The 15,874-nt window shown below is 45.7% G+C and carries 10 protein-coding genes; 6 read left to right on the top strand and 4 right to left on the bottom strand.

Annotated elements, in window-relative coordinates:
- The first annotated feature begins 49 nt into the window (after positions 1–49).
- The 3 genes from PLE34_RS17805 (at position 50) to PLE34_RS17815 (ending at position 6,377) form a co-directional block, all read left to right on the top strand.
- Positions 50–3,589, top strand: a complete 3,540-nt coding sequence (locus PLE34_RS17805) for a TonB-dependent receptor (protein WP_324559151.1) — start codon at positions 50–52, stop codon at positions 3,587–3,589.
- 19 nt (positions 3,590–3,608) lie between these two features.
- Positions 3,609–5,378, top strand: a complete 1,770-nt coding sequence (locus tag PLE34_RS17810; RefSeq protein ID WP_324559152.1) for a RagB/SusD family nutrient uptake outer membrane protein — start codon at positions 3,609–3,611, stop codon at positions 5,376–5,378.
- A 159-nt stretch (positions 5,379–5,537) separates the two neighbouring features.
- The gene (locus PLE34_RS17815) at positions 5,538–6,377 is read left to right on the top strand and encodes an endonuclease/exonuclease/phosphatase family protein (protein ID WP_324559153.1); all 840 of its coding nucleotides are present in this window, start codon (positions 5,538–5,540) and stop codon (positions 6,375–6,377) included.
- Here the strand turns inward: PLE34_RS17815 and PLE34_RS17820 are convergent.
- On the bottom strand, positions 6,370–7,086 hold the full coding sequence (locus PLE34_RS17820) for an SGNH/GDSL hydrolase family protein (protein WP_324559154.1): 717 nt from the start codon (positions 7,084–7,086) through the stop codon (positions 6,370–6,372). The genes PLE34_RS17815 and PLE34_RS17820 overlap by 8 nt on opposite strands.
- Before the next feature lie 218 nt (positions 7,087–7,304).
- A complete protein-coding gene (locus tag PLE34_RS17825; RefSeq protein ID WP_324559155.1) occupies positions 7,305–7,457 on the bottom strand; it encodes a hypothetical protein in 153 nt (50 codons plus the stop codon).
- A 450-nt stretch (positions 7,458–7,907) separates the two neighbouring features.
- On the opposite strand from PLE34_RS17825, the gene PLE34_RS17830 reads away from it, so the two are divergent.
- From PLE34_RS17830 to PLE34_RS17840, 3 genes are all read left to right on the top strand, one after another.
- Positions 7,908–9,446, top strand: coding sequence for an alkaline phosphatase family protein (locus PLE34_RS17830; RefSeq protein WP_324559156.1), 1,539 nt, complete (start codon positions 7,908–7,910; stop codon positions 9,444–9,446).
- 42 nt (positions 9,447–9,488) lie between these two features.
- Positions 9,489–10,574 carry a metallophosphoesterase gene (locus PLE34_RS17835; RefSeq protein ID WP_324559157.1) on the top strand — a complete coding sequence of 362 codons (1,086 nt, stop codon included), beginning with the start codon at positions 9,489–9,491 and terminating at the stop codon, positions 10,572–10,574.
- 226 nt (positions 10,575–10,800) lie between these two features.
- Positions 10,801–11,988 carry a M20 metallopeptidase family protein gene (locus tag PLE34_RS17840; protein ID WP_324559158.1) on the top strand — a complete coding sequence of 396 codons (1,188 nt, stop codon included), beginning with the start codon at positions 10,801–10,803 and terminating at the stop codon, positions 11,986–11,988.
- 165 nt (positions 11,989–12,153) lie between these two features.
- On the opposite strand, the gene PLE34_RS17845 is transcribed toward PLE34_RS17840, so the two are convergent.
- Both PLE34_RS17845 and PLE34_RS17850 read right to left on the bottom strand, forming a co-directional pair.
- Positions 12,154–14,058 (bottom strand): metallophosphoesterase, encoded by a 1,905-nt coding sequence (locus PLE34_RS17845; RefSeq protein ID WP_324559159.1) that lies wholly within the window; start codon positions 14,056–14,058, stop codon positions 12,154–12,156.
- A 78-nt stretch (positions 14,059–14,136) separates the two neighbouring features.
- Positions 14,137–15,867 carry a SusD/RagB family nutrient-binding outer membrane lipoprotein gene (locus tag PLE34_RS17850; protein ID WP_324559160.1) on the bottom strand — a complete coding sequence of 577 codons (1,731 nt, stop codon included), beginning with the start codon at positions 15,865–15,867 and terminating at the stop codon, positions 14,137–14,139.
- Positions 15,868–15,874 lie beyond the last annotated feature (7 nt).

Consider the following 15,874-nt stretch of genomic DNA (forward strand, 5'->3'; position numbering starts at 1 on the left):
TATGCAAAAAAATTGTATAGGCAGGATTATACCTGTAATACTCAAGCTTATGCGCCTCTCTCTCCTTGCCGTAACTTTTATATGCTGTTCCCTCATGTCATTGTCGGCAAAAAATGCCAGGGGACAGGAAATCCTCAACAAAAAGATTTCCATTTCTCTCAAAAATGAAACCTTGTTTGATGCATTGGAAAGGATTGGCCGGCAAAATGATATTCAGTTCTTTTATGCTACCAATATCATTGATCCCGCCGACCGGGTTAATATCACGGCAAAGAAAACATCGCTGGGCGAATTCCTCTCCGAATTGCTGCAGCCCTACATGTTATATTATATTGTTTCAAACAACAAGATCGTGATCCGGAAGGATGGGTTAAAATTTCCCGGTTCCGATAATGAAGACGGGCCCCTGCCTCTGCCGGCATATGAAAATGCCCAGGCGCCCAATGCCGATGTGAGCGGGCGTGTTATGAACAGCGCCGGCGAGTACCTGCCCGGAGTAACCGTGCAGGTTAAAGGTGGCGGAGCAGCTACCAAAACAGACATTAATGGTTTCTTCCGCCTTTCTGTACCGGAAAACAGTATACTGGAATTTACATACGTGGGATACATTAAAGAAGAAATGGCTATAGCCGGGCGCAGCTCGTTTGATGTTGTGCTGAAGCCTGTAGATGCTAAAATGGAAGAAGTGGTAGTGGTTGGATATGGCACACAGAAAAAAGTGAATTTAACAGGTGCGGTAGATCAGGTAACCCAGGAAGCATTCAGGAACCGGCCCGTAAGTAATATTTCCCAGGCACTGGTAGGAGCCTCTCCGAACCTGAATATCAATATGCTGGACGGAAAGCCTACCCAATCTCCAAGCTTTAATATCCGGGGTACCACTTCCATCGGGCAGGGGGGTAGCGCGCTGATTTTGATTGACGGGGTAGAAGGCGATCCGCGGATGCTGAACCCGAATGATATTGAAAGCATCTCCGTTTTAAAGGATGCGTCTTCAGCTTCCATTTACGGGGCACGCGCCGCTTTTGGCGTGGTGCTGATCACTACTAAATCCGGATCCCGGAACAGAACTACTATTAGTTATTTAACCAATATTTCAGTTAAGTCGCCCACCGATGTTCCCGATAACATCACCGATTCTTATCCCTGGGCGCAGGGGTTCAGCGATGCATGGTCGAGATGGAACGACAACGGAAATACACCCACTGCGATAAACAAAACTTTACCCTTTTCACCCGCCTATCTTGCCGAGATAAAAAGACGGTGGGAAGATCCTTCTTTGCCAAGGATTGAAGTAAATCCTTCTACCGGCCAATACGAGTATTATTATAGCACGGATTGGTACAGGGAATTATATAAAGAAAGGTTTTATGCACAGGATCATAACCTCACGCTGTCTGGCGGCAATGATAAGACCACCTTTTATATAAGCGGACGCTATAACGGTCAGGATGGGCTTTTCAATTATAATTCGGATGTATACAAGATGTATAACCTGCGGGCAAAAGGAACTATTCGCCTGACCGAATGGCTGCAGGTGGAAAACAATACCGAATATTCACGGATGACCTATCATCAGCCGTTGAATGTGGGTGAAGGCAGCGGTATCTGGAGAAACATGGCTGATGAAGGCCATCCGCTGGCGCCGCTCTTAAATCCGGATGGTACATTATCCTTCCCGGCTGCATATACCGTAGGCGATTATTACATTGGCAGGAATGGTGTTGATAACGTACAGCGCTTCCTGAAGAACAGAGCATCGGCTAAAGCTGAGTTTTTTGACAGAAGCCTGATACTCCGTAGCGATTTCACTTTTCAGAGCACCGATATCAGCTCACAGCAAAACCGGGTGCAGGTACCTTACAGCCGTTATGAAGGAGTGATTGGATATACGGGTACCAATACCAATGATATAGAAGAGCGCAGGCGTACAACCGAATATATTGCTACCAATGTGTACGCCAATTATATAAAATCGTTTAACGATGCGCACAATTTCAACTTCCTGGTAGGTTATAATTATGAACAATCACTGTACAAAAACCTTACGGCAAGGCGGAATGGTATTGTTTATGAGGATGCAGACGACATTAACCTGGCGTTGGGGCAAAGTATTATAACAAGCGGTGGTTACCAGAAATGGGCCATTGCCGGTGGCTTTTTCAGGATAAATTATGATTTTAAGAATCGTTACCTGCTCGAAATAAACGGGCGCTATGACGGGTCTTCTAAATTTCCGTCTGATCAGCAATGGGCATTTTTCCCATCAGCATCTGTGGGCTGGCGTCTCTCCGAGGAATCTTTCTGGAAAGTAAGTCCGAAGGTATTATCGAATGTAAAACTGCGCGCTTCTTACGGGTCCCTGGGTAACGGAAACATTAACCCTTATTCCTTTACCGAAAACTTCAGTATAAGTCAATCAGGCCGTATCATCAACGGAATTCGCCCGCTGAAGACCAATCAGCCTAATGTTATTCCTGCCGGTTTAACATGGGAAACATCCACTACGGGCAATATTGGGTTAGATTTTTCAAGCTTAGATAACAGGCTCCAGTTCGTGGGTGACCTGTACCGGCGCTGGACGAAGGACATGTTTACCGTAGGGCCTACTGTACCGGCTATTTATGGCACTGCCGTTCCTAAAGGGAACTATGCAGATCTGAGAACTACCGGGTGGGAAATATCCATTAAATGGTCGGATGATTTTATGCTCGGTGATAAGCCGTTTAATTACGATGCGCGGTTTATGCTGGCCGACTACCAGGCTGTAATAACAAAATATAACAACCCCGATAAGAACCTTACGGATTATTATGTAGGGCAGCGGTTAGGAGAGATATGGGGCTACCAGGTAGAGGGGCTATTCCGGTCAGAAGACGAAATTGCCAAATCTCCTTCACAGGCAAATATTCCCAACACCAACACCCGGAAAAACTATGTAGGCGACATCAAGTTTAAAAACTTAGATGGAGATGACCAGATTTACCAGGGACTGAACCGCGTAGGCAATTCCGGCGATAAAACCATTATCGGCAACAAAGAGCCCCGCTATACCTATGGATTCAGCCTTAATGGCGACTGGAACGGGATATTCCTGTCGGCTTTCTTCCAGGGCGTAATGAAGCAGGATTATTATCCCTCACCCGAAGCGCGTTTCTGGGGGCAGTACAACCGGCCATATAATTCATATCCGCGCTGGCAGCAGGATAATATGTTCAGGGAAGAGCTACAAAATTTTGATGCATATCTGCCCAGGCTGGTAGGCTATATCGCGCAGGGAACCGGGCGTTCATTGAATTTACCTAATGACCGTTACCTGCAAAATGCTTCTTATATCCGTTTACGGAACCTCCAGGTGGGCTATACATTGCCTGAACGCCTGATCTCTAAGATACATGCCACTGATATCAAAGTTTATTTTTCCGCAGAAAACCTCTGGACATGGTCTCCTATGTATAAATGGACAAGGGACACCGATGTAACCAACATCTATGGCTCAGACCGTGATTTGAGCGGCGGCTCCAGCGGAGACGGCTATAACTATCCGATGCTCAAAGTGCTTTCGTTAGGGTTAACCGTAAATTTCTAATCTTATAGCTTAATATATTATGAAGACATTATATTATTACCTGTCAATAGTAGCCGCAGTCATGTCTTTTGCAGCCTGCGATCTTAAAGAGATTCCTGTTGATACCGGCACTAACCAGGCGATCTTTGGATCAACAAGTGGTATGGAATTATATACCAATTCTTTTTATGACCTTTTGCCTTCTACCGATGTAGGGGTGTTCCAGGGCGATGATGTATCGGACCTGGTAGCCCGTAACGGGGTGGATGATTTCCTGGCCGTAGGAGCGCTGAGCCCGGTAACAAGTTCGGGATGGAGCTGGAGTGATCTGCGTAACATCAACTATTTTATTGAAAATGCTGAAAAAAGCACGATAGCAGGGAAAGAACATTATCTTGGACTTGCACGATTTTTCCGGGCATTGTTTTATTTTGATAAGGTAAAACGCTTTGGCGATGTGCCATGGATTGATAAAACAATAGAAGTAAGCGACAGCGTTACGCTGAAAGGGCCCCGCACCAGCCGTTTTGAAGTAATGGATAAAGTGCTGGCTGATCTGAATTACGCTATCGAAAACATTACGCTTACCTCAGATCCCTCCTGCACACGGATTACGCAAAACGCCGCAAGAGCATACAAAACGCGTATATGCCTGTATGAAGCATCATTACGGAAATACCATACCAGCTACAACATGCAGGGTACGGCCAATACCTGGTACCAGGAAGTAGTGAATGCGGCCAATAATATTACCGGGTTCTCCCTGCACAAGGGAGCTACAGACGACCGCTCCTACAGGGAGCTGTTTATAACAAGAAACCCTTATACAGATGAAACCATCCTTGCTGTGGCGCTGAACGCCAGCCTGCAGGTATTTAGCTCGGCAAACCGCCGTTTTATAAGTCCTACTTACGGAAACCGCCCAAGTTTGACCCGCCATTTTGTGAATACTTATCTTAAGCTGGATGGAACAGCTTTCACGGATGATGCTAATTACAAGACAACTCCCTTTGCGGATGAAGTGGAAAATCGGGATCTGCGTTTGAAGCAAACCATCCGGCTGGGTGACTACCGCAGAACTGAAAACGGTGTTCCTGTGGTAGCGCCGCCCAATTTTAACCAAACGTTTACCGGCTATCAGCCTATAAAATGGTGCTACGATGAGCGGTTCCCTTATGACGATGAAAGCAGGAATGATAACGCCCATATCATCATGCGCTGGGCCGAGGTGTTATTGAACAAAGCCGAGGCGCTGGCGGAACTGGGTATGATGACTGATGCTGACTGGACTGCTACTATCGGCGCATTGCGCAAAAGGGCCGGAATTACAGGAGCAACGCTAACCACAATGCCTTCAGCCGCGGATTCCTACCTGATGGATTATTACAAAAATAAATTTACCGACCCCGTTTTATTAGAAGTAATGCGGGAGCGTACCGTTGAGCTGGTTTTTGAAGGACTCCGGCCGGATGACCTGAAAAGGTGGCATATTGGCGAACTGTTCCGGGATGCTCCCATGAATGGCATGTACGTGCCTGCGCTGGGTGAGTATGACCTTAACGGCGACGGCATTAATGATGTTGTATTTTACCAGGGTACCAAGCCTGCAGGCTCCAATCCCACCATTGCTTTTGTAGACGTGAGTCCTTCCGCTGCTGTGGGCCGTATACAGCTTTCCAACGGCACTTCGGGTGAAGTAATGTGGAATCCGGGGGCAAGAGAATGGCTGGATAAAAAGTATTTGTACCCGGTTCCCGAAAATGACCGGACGATGAACCCCGCATTGGGTCAGAATCCGGGGTGGAATTAAATAAGAATGTATTGTGAGCGGTGAGAAGACAAAGGTGAAACAAACCTGCAACGCTACTTTCACCTTTGGCAAAGCAATCCGGCACATTATAATTACCTTAGCAAATAGCAGCCGCCCTTTCAACGGGCGGTTACTATTTTCATACAAAAAATTAAAAAGATGAAAAAAATCGTTTTTACCCTGCTTGTTTGCATATGTGTTCAATCCGTTATTGCCCAGAAAAATATTCCGGTAACTATTGCCACCTATAATGTCCGTTACAATAATCCGGGCGACAGCCTAAATGCCTGGCCAAACAGAAAGGAGAATGTAAAGGCGCTGGTCCGGTTTCACGATTTTGATATTTTTGGCACGCAGGAAGGATTGATAGACCAGCTCAATGGCATTTCCGAACTGCAAGCATATGCACGTACGGGGCATGGGCGCGATGATGGTAAAGAAGCCGGCGAGCATTCCGCGATCTTTTATAAGAAAGAGAGGTTTAAGCTCATCGAATCAGGTGATTTCTGGCTAAGCGAAACACCGGAAAAGCCCGGCAAAGGCTGGGATGCCAAATGCTGTAACCGTATTTGCTCCTGGGGAAAATTCCAGGACCTGCAAACAAAAAAAACATTTTATTTCTTCAGTGTGCATTTCGATCACCAGGGGGTTGAAGCCCGCAGGGAATCGGGTAAGCTGATGGTGAAAAAAATACAGGAGATCGCAAAAAACACTCCCGTAATATGCGTGGGCGACTTTAACTCTACCCCCGAAACAGAGCAGATCCAAACCATGCAAACCATACTAAACGATGCTTATAATGTAACGCAGGATCCTCCTTATGGTCCTGTTGGAACGTTCAATTCTTTTAGGTTCACTGCGCCTATGAAGAATCGCATTGATTATATTTTTGTAAGCAAAGGCATAAACGTGTTGAAGTATGGCGTGCTTACCGATGCTAAAGATCAGCGTTATCCTTCCGACCATCAGCCGGTAATGATTAAGGCGGTGATCAATTGATAAAGTATGGAAGTATAGCTGCCGCGATCAATGCATGTCCCTTTTCATTGGGATGATTGATCTGCGACATATAAGCTTCCAGGTTATTGCCTGAATGGGCAACCTGCTTAAATGCGGCATAGCTGTCGGCCAGGCCTGTGCCGTATTTTTTTGCCAGGCCTTTTATCTGCAGGGCATGCTTTTCCAGCACATTGTCTGTCTCCAGGATATGAACGCTTGTGTCGGGCGATGGGGTTAGCAGTATGATTTTTATATTTTTTTCCTGCGCCTGTTTGATCATGGCTTCCCACGATGCTTTGGCTTTATCCAAACCGATGCCGCGGTCATTCAATGCATAATCTATAAACAGCACATCAGGCTTGTGGATCAATACATCTGTAGCAAATCTTTTTGCCCCGTTTTCGGAATTTTCTCCGCCAATGGAAGTATTTATAATATTGATAACGGCATAAGGATAAACGGCCTTCAGCGCTTTCAGCACCTGGTAAGGATAGGCCTGCAGTGTATTAACCACGGGCGTTTTAAAATACCCGGCCGGTACGGAATGTCCGTGAAAAACAAGGTTAATCGTGCGGTTACCCGGCCATTCTTTTTTGAGCGCGGTTTTTATTTCATCTAAGTAAGTGGCAGGGTCTGCCATATCTTTTTTAGGCGGGATCTGATGAGAACCAAGAAAGAAGAAGCATAAAAGCAAATAAAAATTTTTCATTGTATTACGTGATATTTAATAGTACTTGTTATTGATTTTAAAGGCCCGTCTTTGCAAGGCGTGAACGGATGCCGGAAGTTAGAACAATTATGCGTACCGAAGCCTGCCTGCCCAGGTAGACAATCCGCCTGAAGCGGAGTAACAGGCCAATTCAATACCTCTTGAAAACGCACCACTGCTCACTCGCCATTCTTGTATGCTGTGCCAGGTATGCTGTGTCAGGCGTCCTCGCCTGGCACTTGTTTATTATCGCCTCCGGGCGATTGTAATGTAAACGTTATCGTTGCACACCATTCATTATTATCGCCCGGAGGCGATATTATAATCGTTCGTGGCGAAGACACCACGAACAGCGATAGTTGAGACTGCATTCAGCTTCGAATTTTATATTTGAATTTTATCCGCCCCGGCGGACAAGCTTGCCTGCCGCAGGCAGGTTTGGTTCTTGTTTTTTGTTATTTGGAACTTTGCCATCAGCCGTCAGCTCTCAGCTATTGGGCGAGCAACGCTAACGACAGGACGGATAGCCCTTCTTTCACCTCTCAACTTTCTCTTCTCTCCGAATTTCGGATTCCCGGCTTCGGATTTAACTTTATGCGCCGCATCCTGCCGGATATAAAAATAACCTTATCTTAGAACCTGCTTACATTTAGTTTTACAGATTTTGCATAAGCCGGAAGCTGCCATGAAAAACCGGAGGATGAAGTGATTGCGATGCCTGCATGCCGCAACATTCGTCCGGGCAACTTGGTCGAACGGGGCAGGCAACGATGCTGCCATGAAATAGGTTGGCGGTATATATAAATGAAACGGTTTAAAAAATGAAATCCATACTTCAACTATCCTTTTGGGGACTCCTCTTTTGTTTTTCGGCTAATGCACGTGCAGAAAACATGCCAGTGGCTGAAAGTGACACTACAGCCTTGCGTACCCTCATCGTGGTATTTGATGGCTTGCGCCCTGATTATATTAAACCGGAGTGGATGCCTCATTTGTACGCGTTCAGTAAAAAAGCGGCCTATGCTAAAGATAATCACAGTGTGTTCCCCACCGTTACAAGGGTAAATGCGGCTTCTTATGCTACGGGTTCTTACCCGCAAGAGCACGGTTTAATGGGCAATACCATTTACCTGCCGGCGGTAAACAGCCAAAAAAGCTTAAGTACCGGTGACGCCGGTAACCTCAGGCATATTATGGATACTACTTCCGGCAAACTGCTTACTGCTCCTTCGCTTGGCGAAGTGCTGCGGGCCGCAGGGGAAAGGATGTTCGTGTATAGTTCCGGCACAACCGGACAGGCGTTCCTGCAAAATCATACGGTTAATGGCGCTATCATTAATCCGGATCTGATACTTCCTGAGTCTTTTAAAGCCGAAATTGCGGCTTCCATAGGATCGCCGCCTGAAGGTGCTACGCCTAACACTGCCCGGCACCAATGGATCACAGATGCCTTGTGCCGGTATACGCTGGCTGCCGGCGGACCGTTAGTAAGCGCTATCTGGTTTTCTGACCCCGATGGTACGGCGCATGAACATGGCATTGGCGTACCCATTACGCTAGGGGCTTTAAAAGCGGTGGATGCTCAGTTTGGCAGAATATTGGATACTATCCGGGCAAGAGGGCTGGAGCCTGTTTTTAATATTATTATTACAGCCGATCACGGCTTTGTTACCCACACAGGAAAACAGGGGTTTAGCGGTTTTTTAATACAAAAAGGACTCAAAGAGAGTAAAGATTCTGATGATATTATATTGGCTGACGGCGCCCTGTATGTAAAAGATCACAACCCGGTGCTTATTAAAAAAACAGTTGAAGCATTGCAGGAACAGGAATGGGTAGGCGCTATTTTTACAAAAGCCGCCAAGCCAGGCTCAATGAAGGGTATAATAAAAGGAACCCTGTCCTTTGAATCTATTCACTGGAATCATCCTCATAGGGCTGCGGATATTCTTGTTACGGAAAACTGGAACAACAATAAAAACAGTTTGGGCTATGCCGGAACGGATTTTGCCGGGGGCGTGGCAGGACATGGCGGTTCAAGCTTTTGGGAAATTCATATACCTTTAATAGCGTATGGGCCATCCTTTAAGTCTGCCCTTGAAAGTAATTTGCCCACTTCCAATATTGATATTGTACCTACTATTTTGCACATTCATCATATAGCTGCTCCAGCGCAAATGCAGGGCAGGATAATGTATGAATTGCTTCAGCACAATACTATAAAACCAATGACGCCCAAAAAAGAAACCATTTTGGCAGAAACGAAATTGAAACAGGGAAAATATCAGCTAATGCTGGAAAGAACGGTTTTAGGTAAATACCGCTATATCAATTATGTTAGCGTAACAAGAGTACGTTAGTGAAAAAATAGGATTAACAATAATACTAAAATCAAACTACGCATGAAACAAGGCAAATTAAAATTCCTTTGCAGCATTGTTATTGCAGTATGCTGTGTAATAAACGTTCTAGCGCAGCAGAAGTATATAGCGCCTGCCCTCAGTGATTCCAACTCATGGTCAATCATTATGTTGCCCGATCCGCAAACCTACCAGAAGTTTGAACGCAACCAGCCGCTATTTGAATTAATGACAGCGTGGATAAGCGAAAATATAGACAGGCTGAACATACAATTAGTAATGTGTACCGGTGACCTCGTAGAGCAAAACGAAATGATAAACCCAAATGGTATTGCGGCCAACCAGGCCAGCAGACAACAATGGGCTTCTATTGCCCGTGCATTCGGCAGGTTAGATGGCAAAGTACCTTATGTGCTTGCGGCGGGTAATCATGATTATGGGTATAGCAATATCAGCGTGCGGCGTTCTAACTATAACACCTATTTTCCTGTAGATAAAAATTTTAAAACGCAAAAATTAATTCGCGAAGCCGGGTTAAATGCGGAAGGAATACCCACTATGGAAAATGCCGCTTTCGAATTCACTTCTCCGCAGGGCAGGAAATTTTTATTGCTTACGCTGGAGTTCGCGCCGCGCGATACCATTATTGCCTGGGCAAAAAAGGTAACAGCAATGGAGCAATATAAAAATCATACAGGTATCATTCTTACCCATTCTTATCTTAATTCCGCTAACCAGCAAATTGAAAAAGAGAACTACCCGGTAACGGATGGCAATTACGGGGCGGCTATCTGGCACAAATTAGTGCAGCCTTCTTCCAATATACAGCTGGTGTTTTCGGGGCATATAGGCGTACCCAATGACGCCAAAGGACATGTGGGATTCAGAACAGATAAAAATGCGGCCGGGAAAAAAGTGAACCAGATGGTATTTAACGCGCAGGCAATGGGCGGTGGCTGGCATGGAAATGGCGGAGACGGATGGTTGCGGATACTCGAATTTTTACCAGATGGGAAAACAGTTAAGGTAAGAACCTTTTCCCCTTTTTTCGCTATATCGCCCACTACACAACAGTTTGCCTGGCGTACGGAGATATATGATGCTTTTGAGTTTCAGATGGATGAATAAAGGGTAGGGAGGTAAGGTATAAGGTATAAGGTATAAGGTGTAAGGTGTAAAAGGTAAGCTGCAGGGGGCAGGGTAGATAAGGATAGGCAATGGTGAACAGTGAATTCACTACTCTCCTTGTGAAACGATAAACGAAAGCTATTCACCCTCAACCCACCACCTTTCACCCTCCACCCATCACCCATTGGCCAGTAGGAGGATTTCTTTTCCTTCGTATCTTTGGTACATGCTAAAAGATAAGATAAAGCAACTCGCCTCACAATACGCTGCCGATTTAATTGAAATACGTCATCATTTACACGCTCATCCTGAGCTGAGCTATAAAGAATTTGAAACATCTAAGCTGGTGCAGCAACAGTTGGATGCTTTGGGCATTCCCTATACCATAAAAGCCACTACCGGTGTAATTGGCTTATTGAAAGGAAAGAACCCGGATAAAAGAATCATCGCGCTCAGGGCCGATATGGACGCGCTTCCCATTACTGAAGAAAATGATGTGCCCTATAAATCAAAGAATGAAGGCGTGATGCATGCCTGCGGGCACGATGTGCATACTACCTGTCTGCTGGGCGCTGCACGTATATTAAATGCATTAAAAGAGGAGTGGGAGGGAACCATTAAGCTGATCTTTCAGCCGGGTGAAGAAAAGAACCCGGGCGGCGCCAGTCTTTTGATTAAGGAGGGTGTGCTGGAAAACCCGCGTCCATCCGCTATTATAGGACTGCATGTGCATCCGCAATTAGAAACAGGTAAGTTCCGTTTCCGGGGTGGAAAGATCATGGCCAGCGCTGATGAAATTTATATTACCATAAAAAGCAAGGGAGGACATGCCGCCTCACCGCAGGAAACCGCCGATACTATATTGATCGCCTCACAACTGATCGTGGCGCTGCAGCAAATCGTTAGCCGCAACCGCAATCCCTTTTCGCCATCGGTGTTATCCGTTACTTCTTTTCATGGCGGGCATACCACCAACGTAATACCCAGCGAAGTGAAGCTGATGGGTACCTTCAGGGCGATGGATGAAACATGGCGTTTTAAAGCGCATGATCTTATACGTAAGTTATCTACCGAGCTGGTGCATAGCATGGGTGCTGATATTGACCTTGTGATTGATGTAGGCTATCCAACGGTATATAACAATGAACAACTGAACAGTATAACTGAAGCAGCGGCCGCTGCATATGCAGGAGCAGAAAATGTGGAAGAATCGGAACTGCGTATGGGTGCCGAGGATTTTGGCTATTACTCGCAGGTGATACCCGGTTGCTTTTACCGTTTGGGAGCAGGTAATGTGGCTAAAGGAATTACTTCCGGTGTGCATACCCCTACCTTTAATATTGATGAAGATGCAATACCCTTAGGCGCCGGAATGATGGCCTGGCTGGGCGCTACGGTGAATATGGAGGTTTGAAGTATACAAAAAACGGAGCCTTAATCCGAAATTCGAAGAAGGCTGTCAGCAATCAGCAATGAGCCATCAGCAGTACAAAAAAGAAGTAGGATTCATCCTGTCATTAATAATTATATCAAATCTAAAATATCAAATCACTATAAACTATAAACCATAAACCATAAATCATAACCCCCCTTTCCTCCACCAAACCTCCGCAGGTATAGTCTGCCTTTCAATACCCGGGCCACTGTAATACAGCTCTAAAAAAGCCCTGTCTAAGCGGCTGTTATAATAGGCTATTTTTACGGGATGATAACCCGCTTTTAAATAAATATCTCCTTCGTAGTTGATCTCGCGGTCTAATTCTTCAAACAGCATTTTATCGTGTATATCTAACCGTAATATATGATCGGCATGACCGGAAAAACGATAGTAGCCATCGGCAGGTACTTTTATATATCCTTCGTAAACAGCACCCCAGTATTGCCTGCGGTGTGGTATTTGCGCAAAGTTTGGGTGTGTTACCGTTCCTTCCCTGCTGAAGGGAAGGTTAAGGAATTTATCCGGATCATTGTCTTTTATGCGGCCGGTAAAATAACGGTAATGCAGGCCTTGCTGCGGGTGGGTTAACGTAATGGAGGCATACGCTTTTTCTTTGTTGAAATGAATGGTATTAGTGCGGCTTTTGCCAAGTTTATTGAATGAAGCAACTTTAAGTGTGGATGTCTTATCCAGTACAATTTTTTGTTTATACAATGGTGAATTTTTACCGGGCTCGCTTTTGTCCAGCGTATACCTGATGGTTTCGCCGGGTAAAGCAGTCTGTAATTGTACATGGATCGTATCCGTAAATATCTTTCGTTCATTGATGGAAACAGGCGCCGCGGGGGTATAATGTGCCGGCATTTTGCTTTTCCTGCTGCCGGTCAATAAGAAGCTGTCGAATAAAGCACCGTTTTCATCAATGGCCTGAAATTGAAGGGTATTGCCATTAATAGCCACATACCCGAAATGATGAACAGTCCTGAGCTTGCTGGTGAACCAGGAACGGATGGAGGATGGGTTTTCGAGCCTGCCGCCTGCGCCGCCCACGTTAAGGTAAATAACGCCGTTTTCAGTTACGGTTTTATTTTCCCGTACCGGCCAGGATCTTTCATAGGTATGAATATGTCCGTAAAAAACGATATCCACACCATATTTGTCATAGAGGGAGGTTAAGCTCCTGGCCTCATCATCACCAAGCGTTGATGCTTCAACGTTAGTATTACCAAAATCATCTTCATCCGATGAATAGGGTGGGTGGTGATGCACTACAAATTTCCAGTAAGCGGTTGATTGGGCCAGCGCGTGTTCTAACCAGTTGTACATATCCGTTCCTTCTTCCTGGTACTGGTTGGTATCGAGCATGAAGATTTCCGCGTTGCCATAGCGAAAGCTATAATAATAAGGTCGTGGTACGTACATGTAGCGATAGTAGAATGCAGCATCGTGCTCATGATTACCCGGTATGGAATAGATGGGAATGCGTTTCATTAATGCACTGGCAGGGGCGAAAAATTCGTTCACCCAATCGTCTTTCATATATCCCAGATCTACCAGGTCGCCGGCATGCAGGGCGAAGTTGGGACGTTCTTTCCATGCCTGCGTACTAACACGATTCCATGCGCCGGGGTCGGCAGCATCAAACTGGGAGTCGCTGAATACGGCAAAGGCAAAAGCAGTACTGTCTTTTACCGCGGTTTGAAAAGTGCTCACAGGCGATGCTAGCGTGTCGCCGCCGGGTAAAACCGAAACCGCGCTATAGAAATAATGCGTTTCGGGTTGTAAACCCGTTAGTTCAATATGATGCATGATGTTTTTGCTATCCGAATTTTTCCTGAGCGAAAGCACAGGTGTACCCGTATTGAATTGAGCGGGCCCGTAGGCAATGAAGCTGCTACAACTGTCGGAAGTTTCCCATGCAATACGGATGCTGTTTTGGGTGGTGTATTGCAAATAGGGCTCAATAAGAATGGGTCGGGCGGCATCTTGTGCAGAAACTGCAATTGACGTGGAAAATGCGAGAAGATAAAGGGAAAGCTGTTTCATGGCATGTTGATTTCTAAAAAAACCTGCAAGGTTACTTGAGTAAGCCTTGCAGGTTCTTAAAATTATACGTTGATGTGATTATTGCAATATCCACATCTTAACAGAGGCTATATCCTTACCTCCCATTGCAGATACGGCAGCATCATATTGTTCTTTATTGTTGCTCGATTCATCCAGTGGATACAGATACCGCATGGGGTATTCGTATGTAGAAAATGATGTAACTATTTTGCCAACGAACACAGGCTTGCCGGTCCTTCTATAGTCAGTATATGCTTCTGTGTGATTGGTCATAAGCATAGACAGCCATTTCTGGATAGCGATTTTATCAAGATCGGCAGCGGACCCGTCCAGTGCTACAGCAGGCTTTGCATAGTAGTTACTGAAATTATCCACGATCTTATCTGACCCGATATGCGTAGCCGGCTTGGTTCCGTTCTCGATCTGCCATCTTTCAAAAGACAACCTGATACCGTTTTCGTAGTAATCTTTAACAGTACCGGCAGATATCCATCCTTTCTGACGGGCTTCGGCAAGTAGAAAGGCCATTTCGCTTGCCTCCATCATCACTCCCTTGAGGGTGGGACCGTTGGTGCCTGCTATCAGCGTTGAAAGCCCTGTAATGCGGCGGTTGTCATAAAAACTGTTGGTTCCGGGAAGGCTGGTGGAGCTTGCATACTGTGTCTGAACGTTTATCGGGTTCGGAGCTCCTACCCATTTTGCATCCAGTGGATAAGGCACTGATATAACATTACCGTTCAGGTCTCTTCCGGATGCTACTATTTCCGAAGGTTCATACAGCGAAGAAGGATAATAGTCTATTTTATAAGTATAGCCATTTATCTTGATGTTTTCGCTGGACTCCGTGGCATTGGCCGATATCGGGGAAAGCGCCGGGGCAAAGATCACGTACATACGTGGGTCATCAAGGCCTACCATCTGGTCAATTAAATACTTCGAAGGCTTCTGCTCGGTAAAGTTGTTCCCGGTTCCCCATTTCGTTTGCAGGTACCACGATTCCCGCTCGCTAACGCCCGAAAACTCAAGCCCTGCATTATCGGCTACTGCAGACATATAGTTGTTGCCACCGGCAATGGTCTGCATTTCGCCGCTCAGGTCTCTTCCGGCTTTCTTAAATGCCTCATAGGAATGGACCATGAGCCTGAACTTCAGGGAATTGGCAAATTTTATCCATTTGGCCCTGTCTCCTTTGAACAAAACATCATGATCGGCAGGCAAACCTTTGCTGCCGGGATCCGATAAAATAGAAATCGCCTCATCCAGCAGGGTAAACATCTGCTCATATACTTCTTTCTGGGAATCGAATTTAGGAAACAGGTCACCACTTCTTCCCTCCATAGCTTCGCTGAAGGGAATATCTCCATATTTTTCGGTAAGAGATCCGCCTACAACGCATTTCAGGATATTAGCTACTGCTACATTCGCCATGTTATCTTCATTGGTTGCCAGCTTTGTGACTGCTCCAAGCGTTCTCAACTGCTGTGTATAAGGATTGCTACCCTGGTAATCCCAGTTCTGGGCAGCGTTGGTGTAGAGCGTAGCTGCCTGCGAGCCACCATTATAACATTCCAAAAAGTACAGGTTTGCTTCTTCAACCGGCTCATCAATTACACCTTTGCCATATTGGTATGCAACATCTACAATAGCCGTAGTAAGCTGGTATCGTGAATAGGTGAAGTAATTAACGTTGAATGACGTTTCCCGTTCGTCCATTCGCAGTTGATCTTTACTGCAGGATACACCGGCAAGTAGCAGCGATCCAAGCATGATATATTGTATTGTTTTCATCGTCATA

It is taken from the genome of Agriterribacter sp. (assembly GCF_035445465.1).
Taxonomy (GTDB): Bacteria; Bacteroidota; Bacteroidia; order Chitinophagales; family Chitinophagaceae; genus Agriterribacter.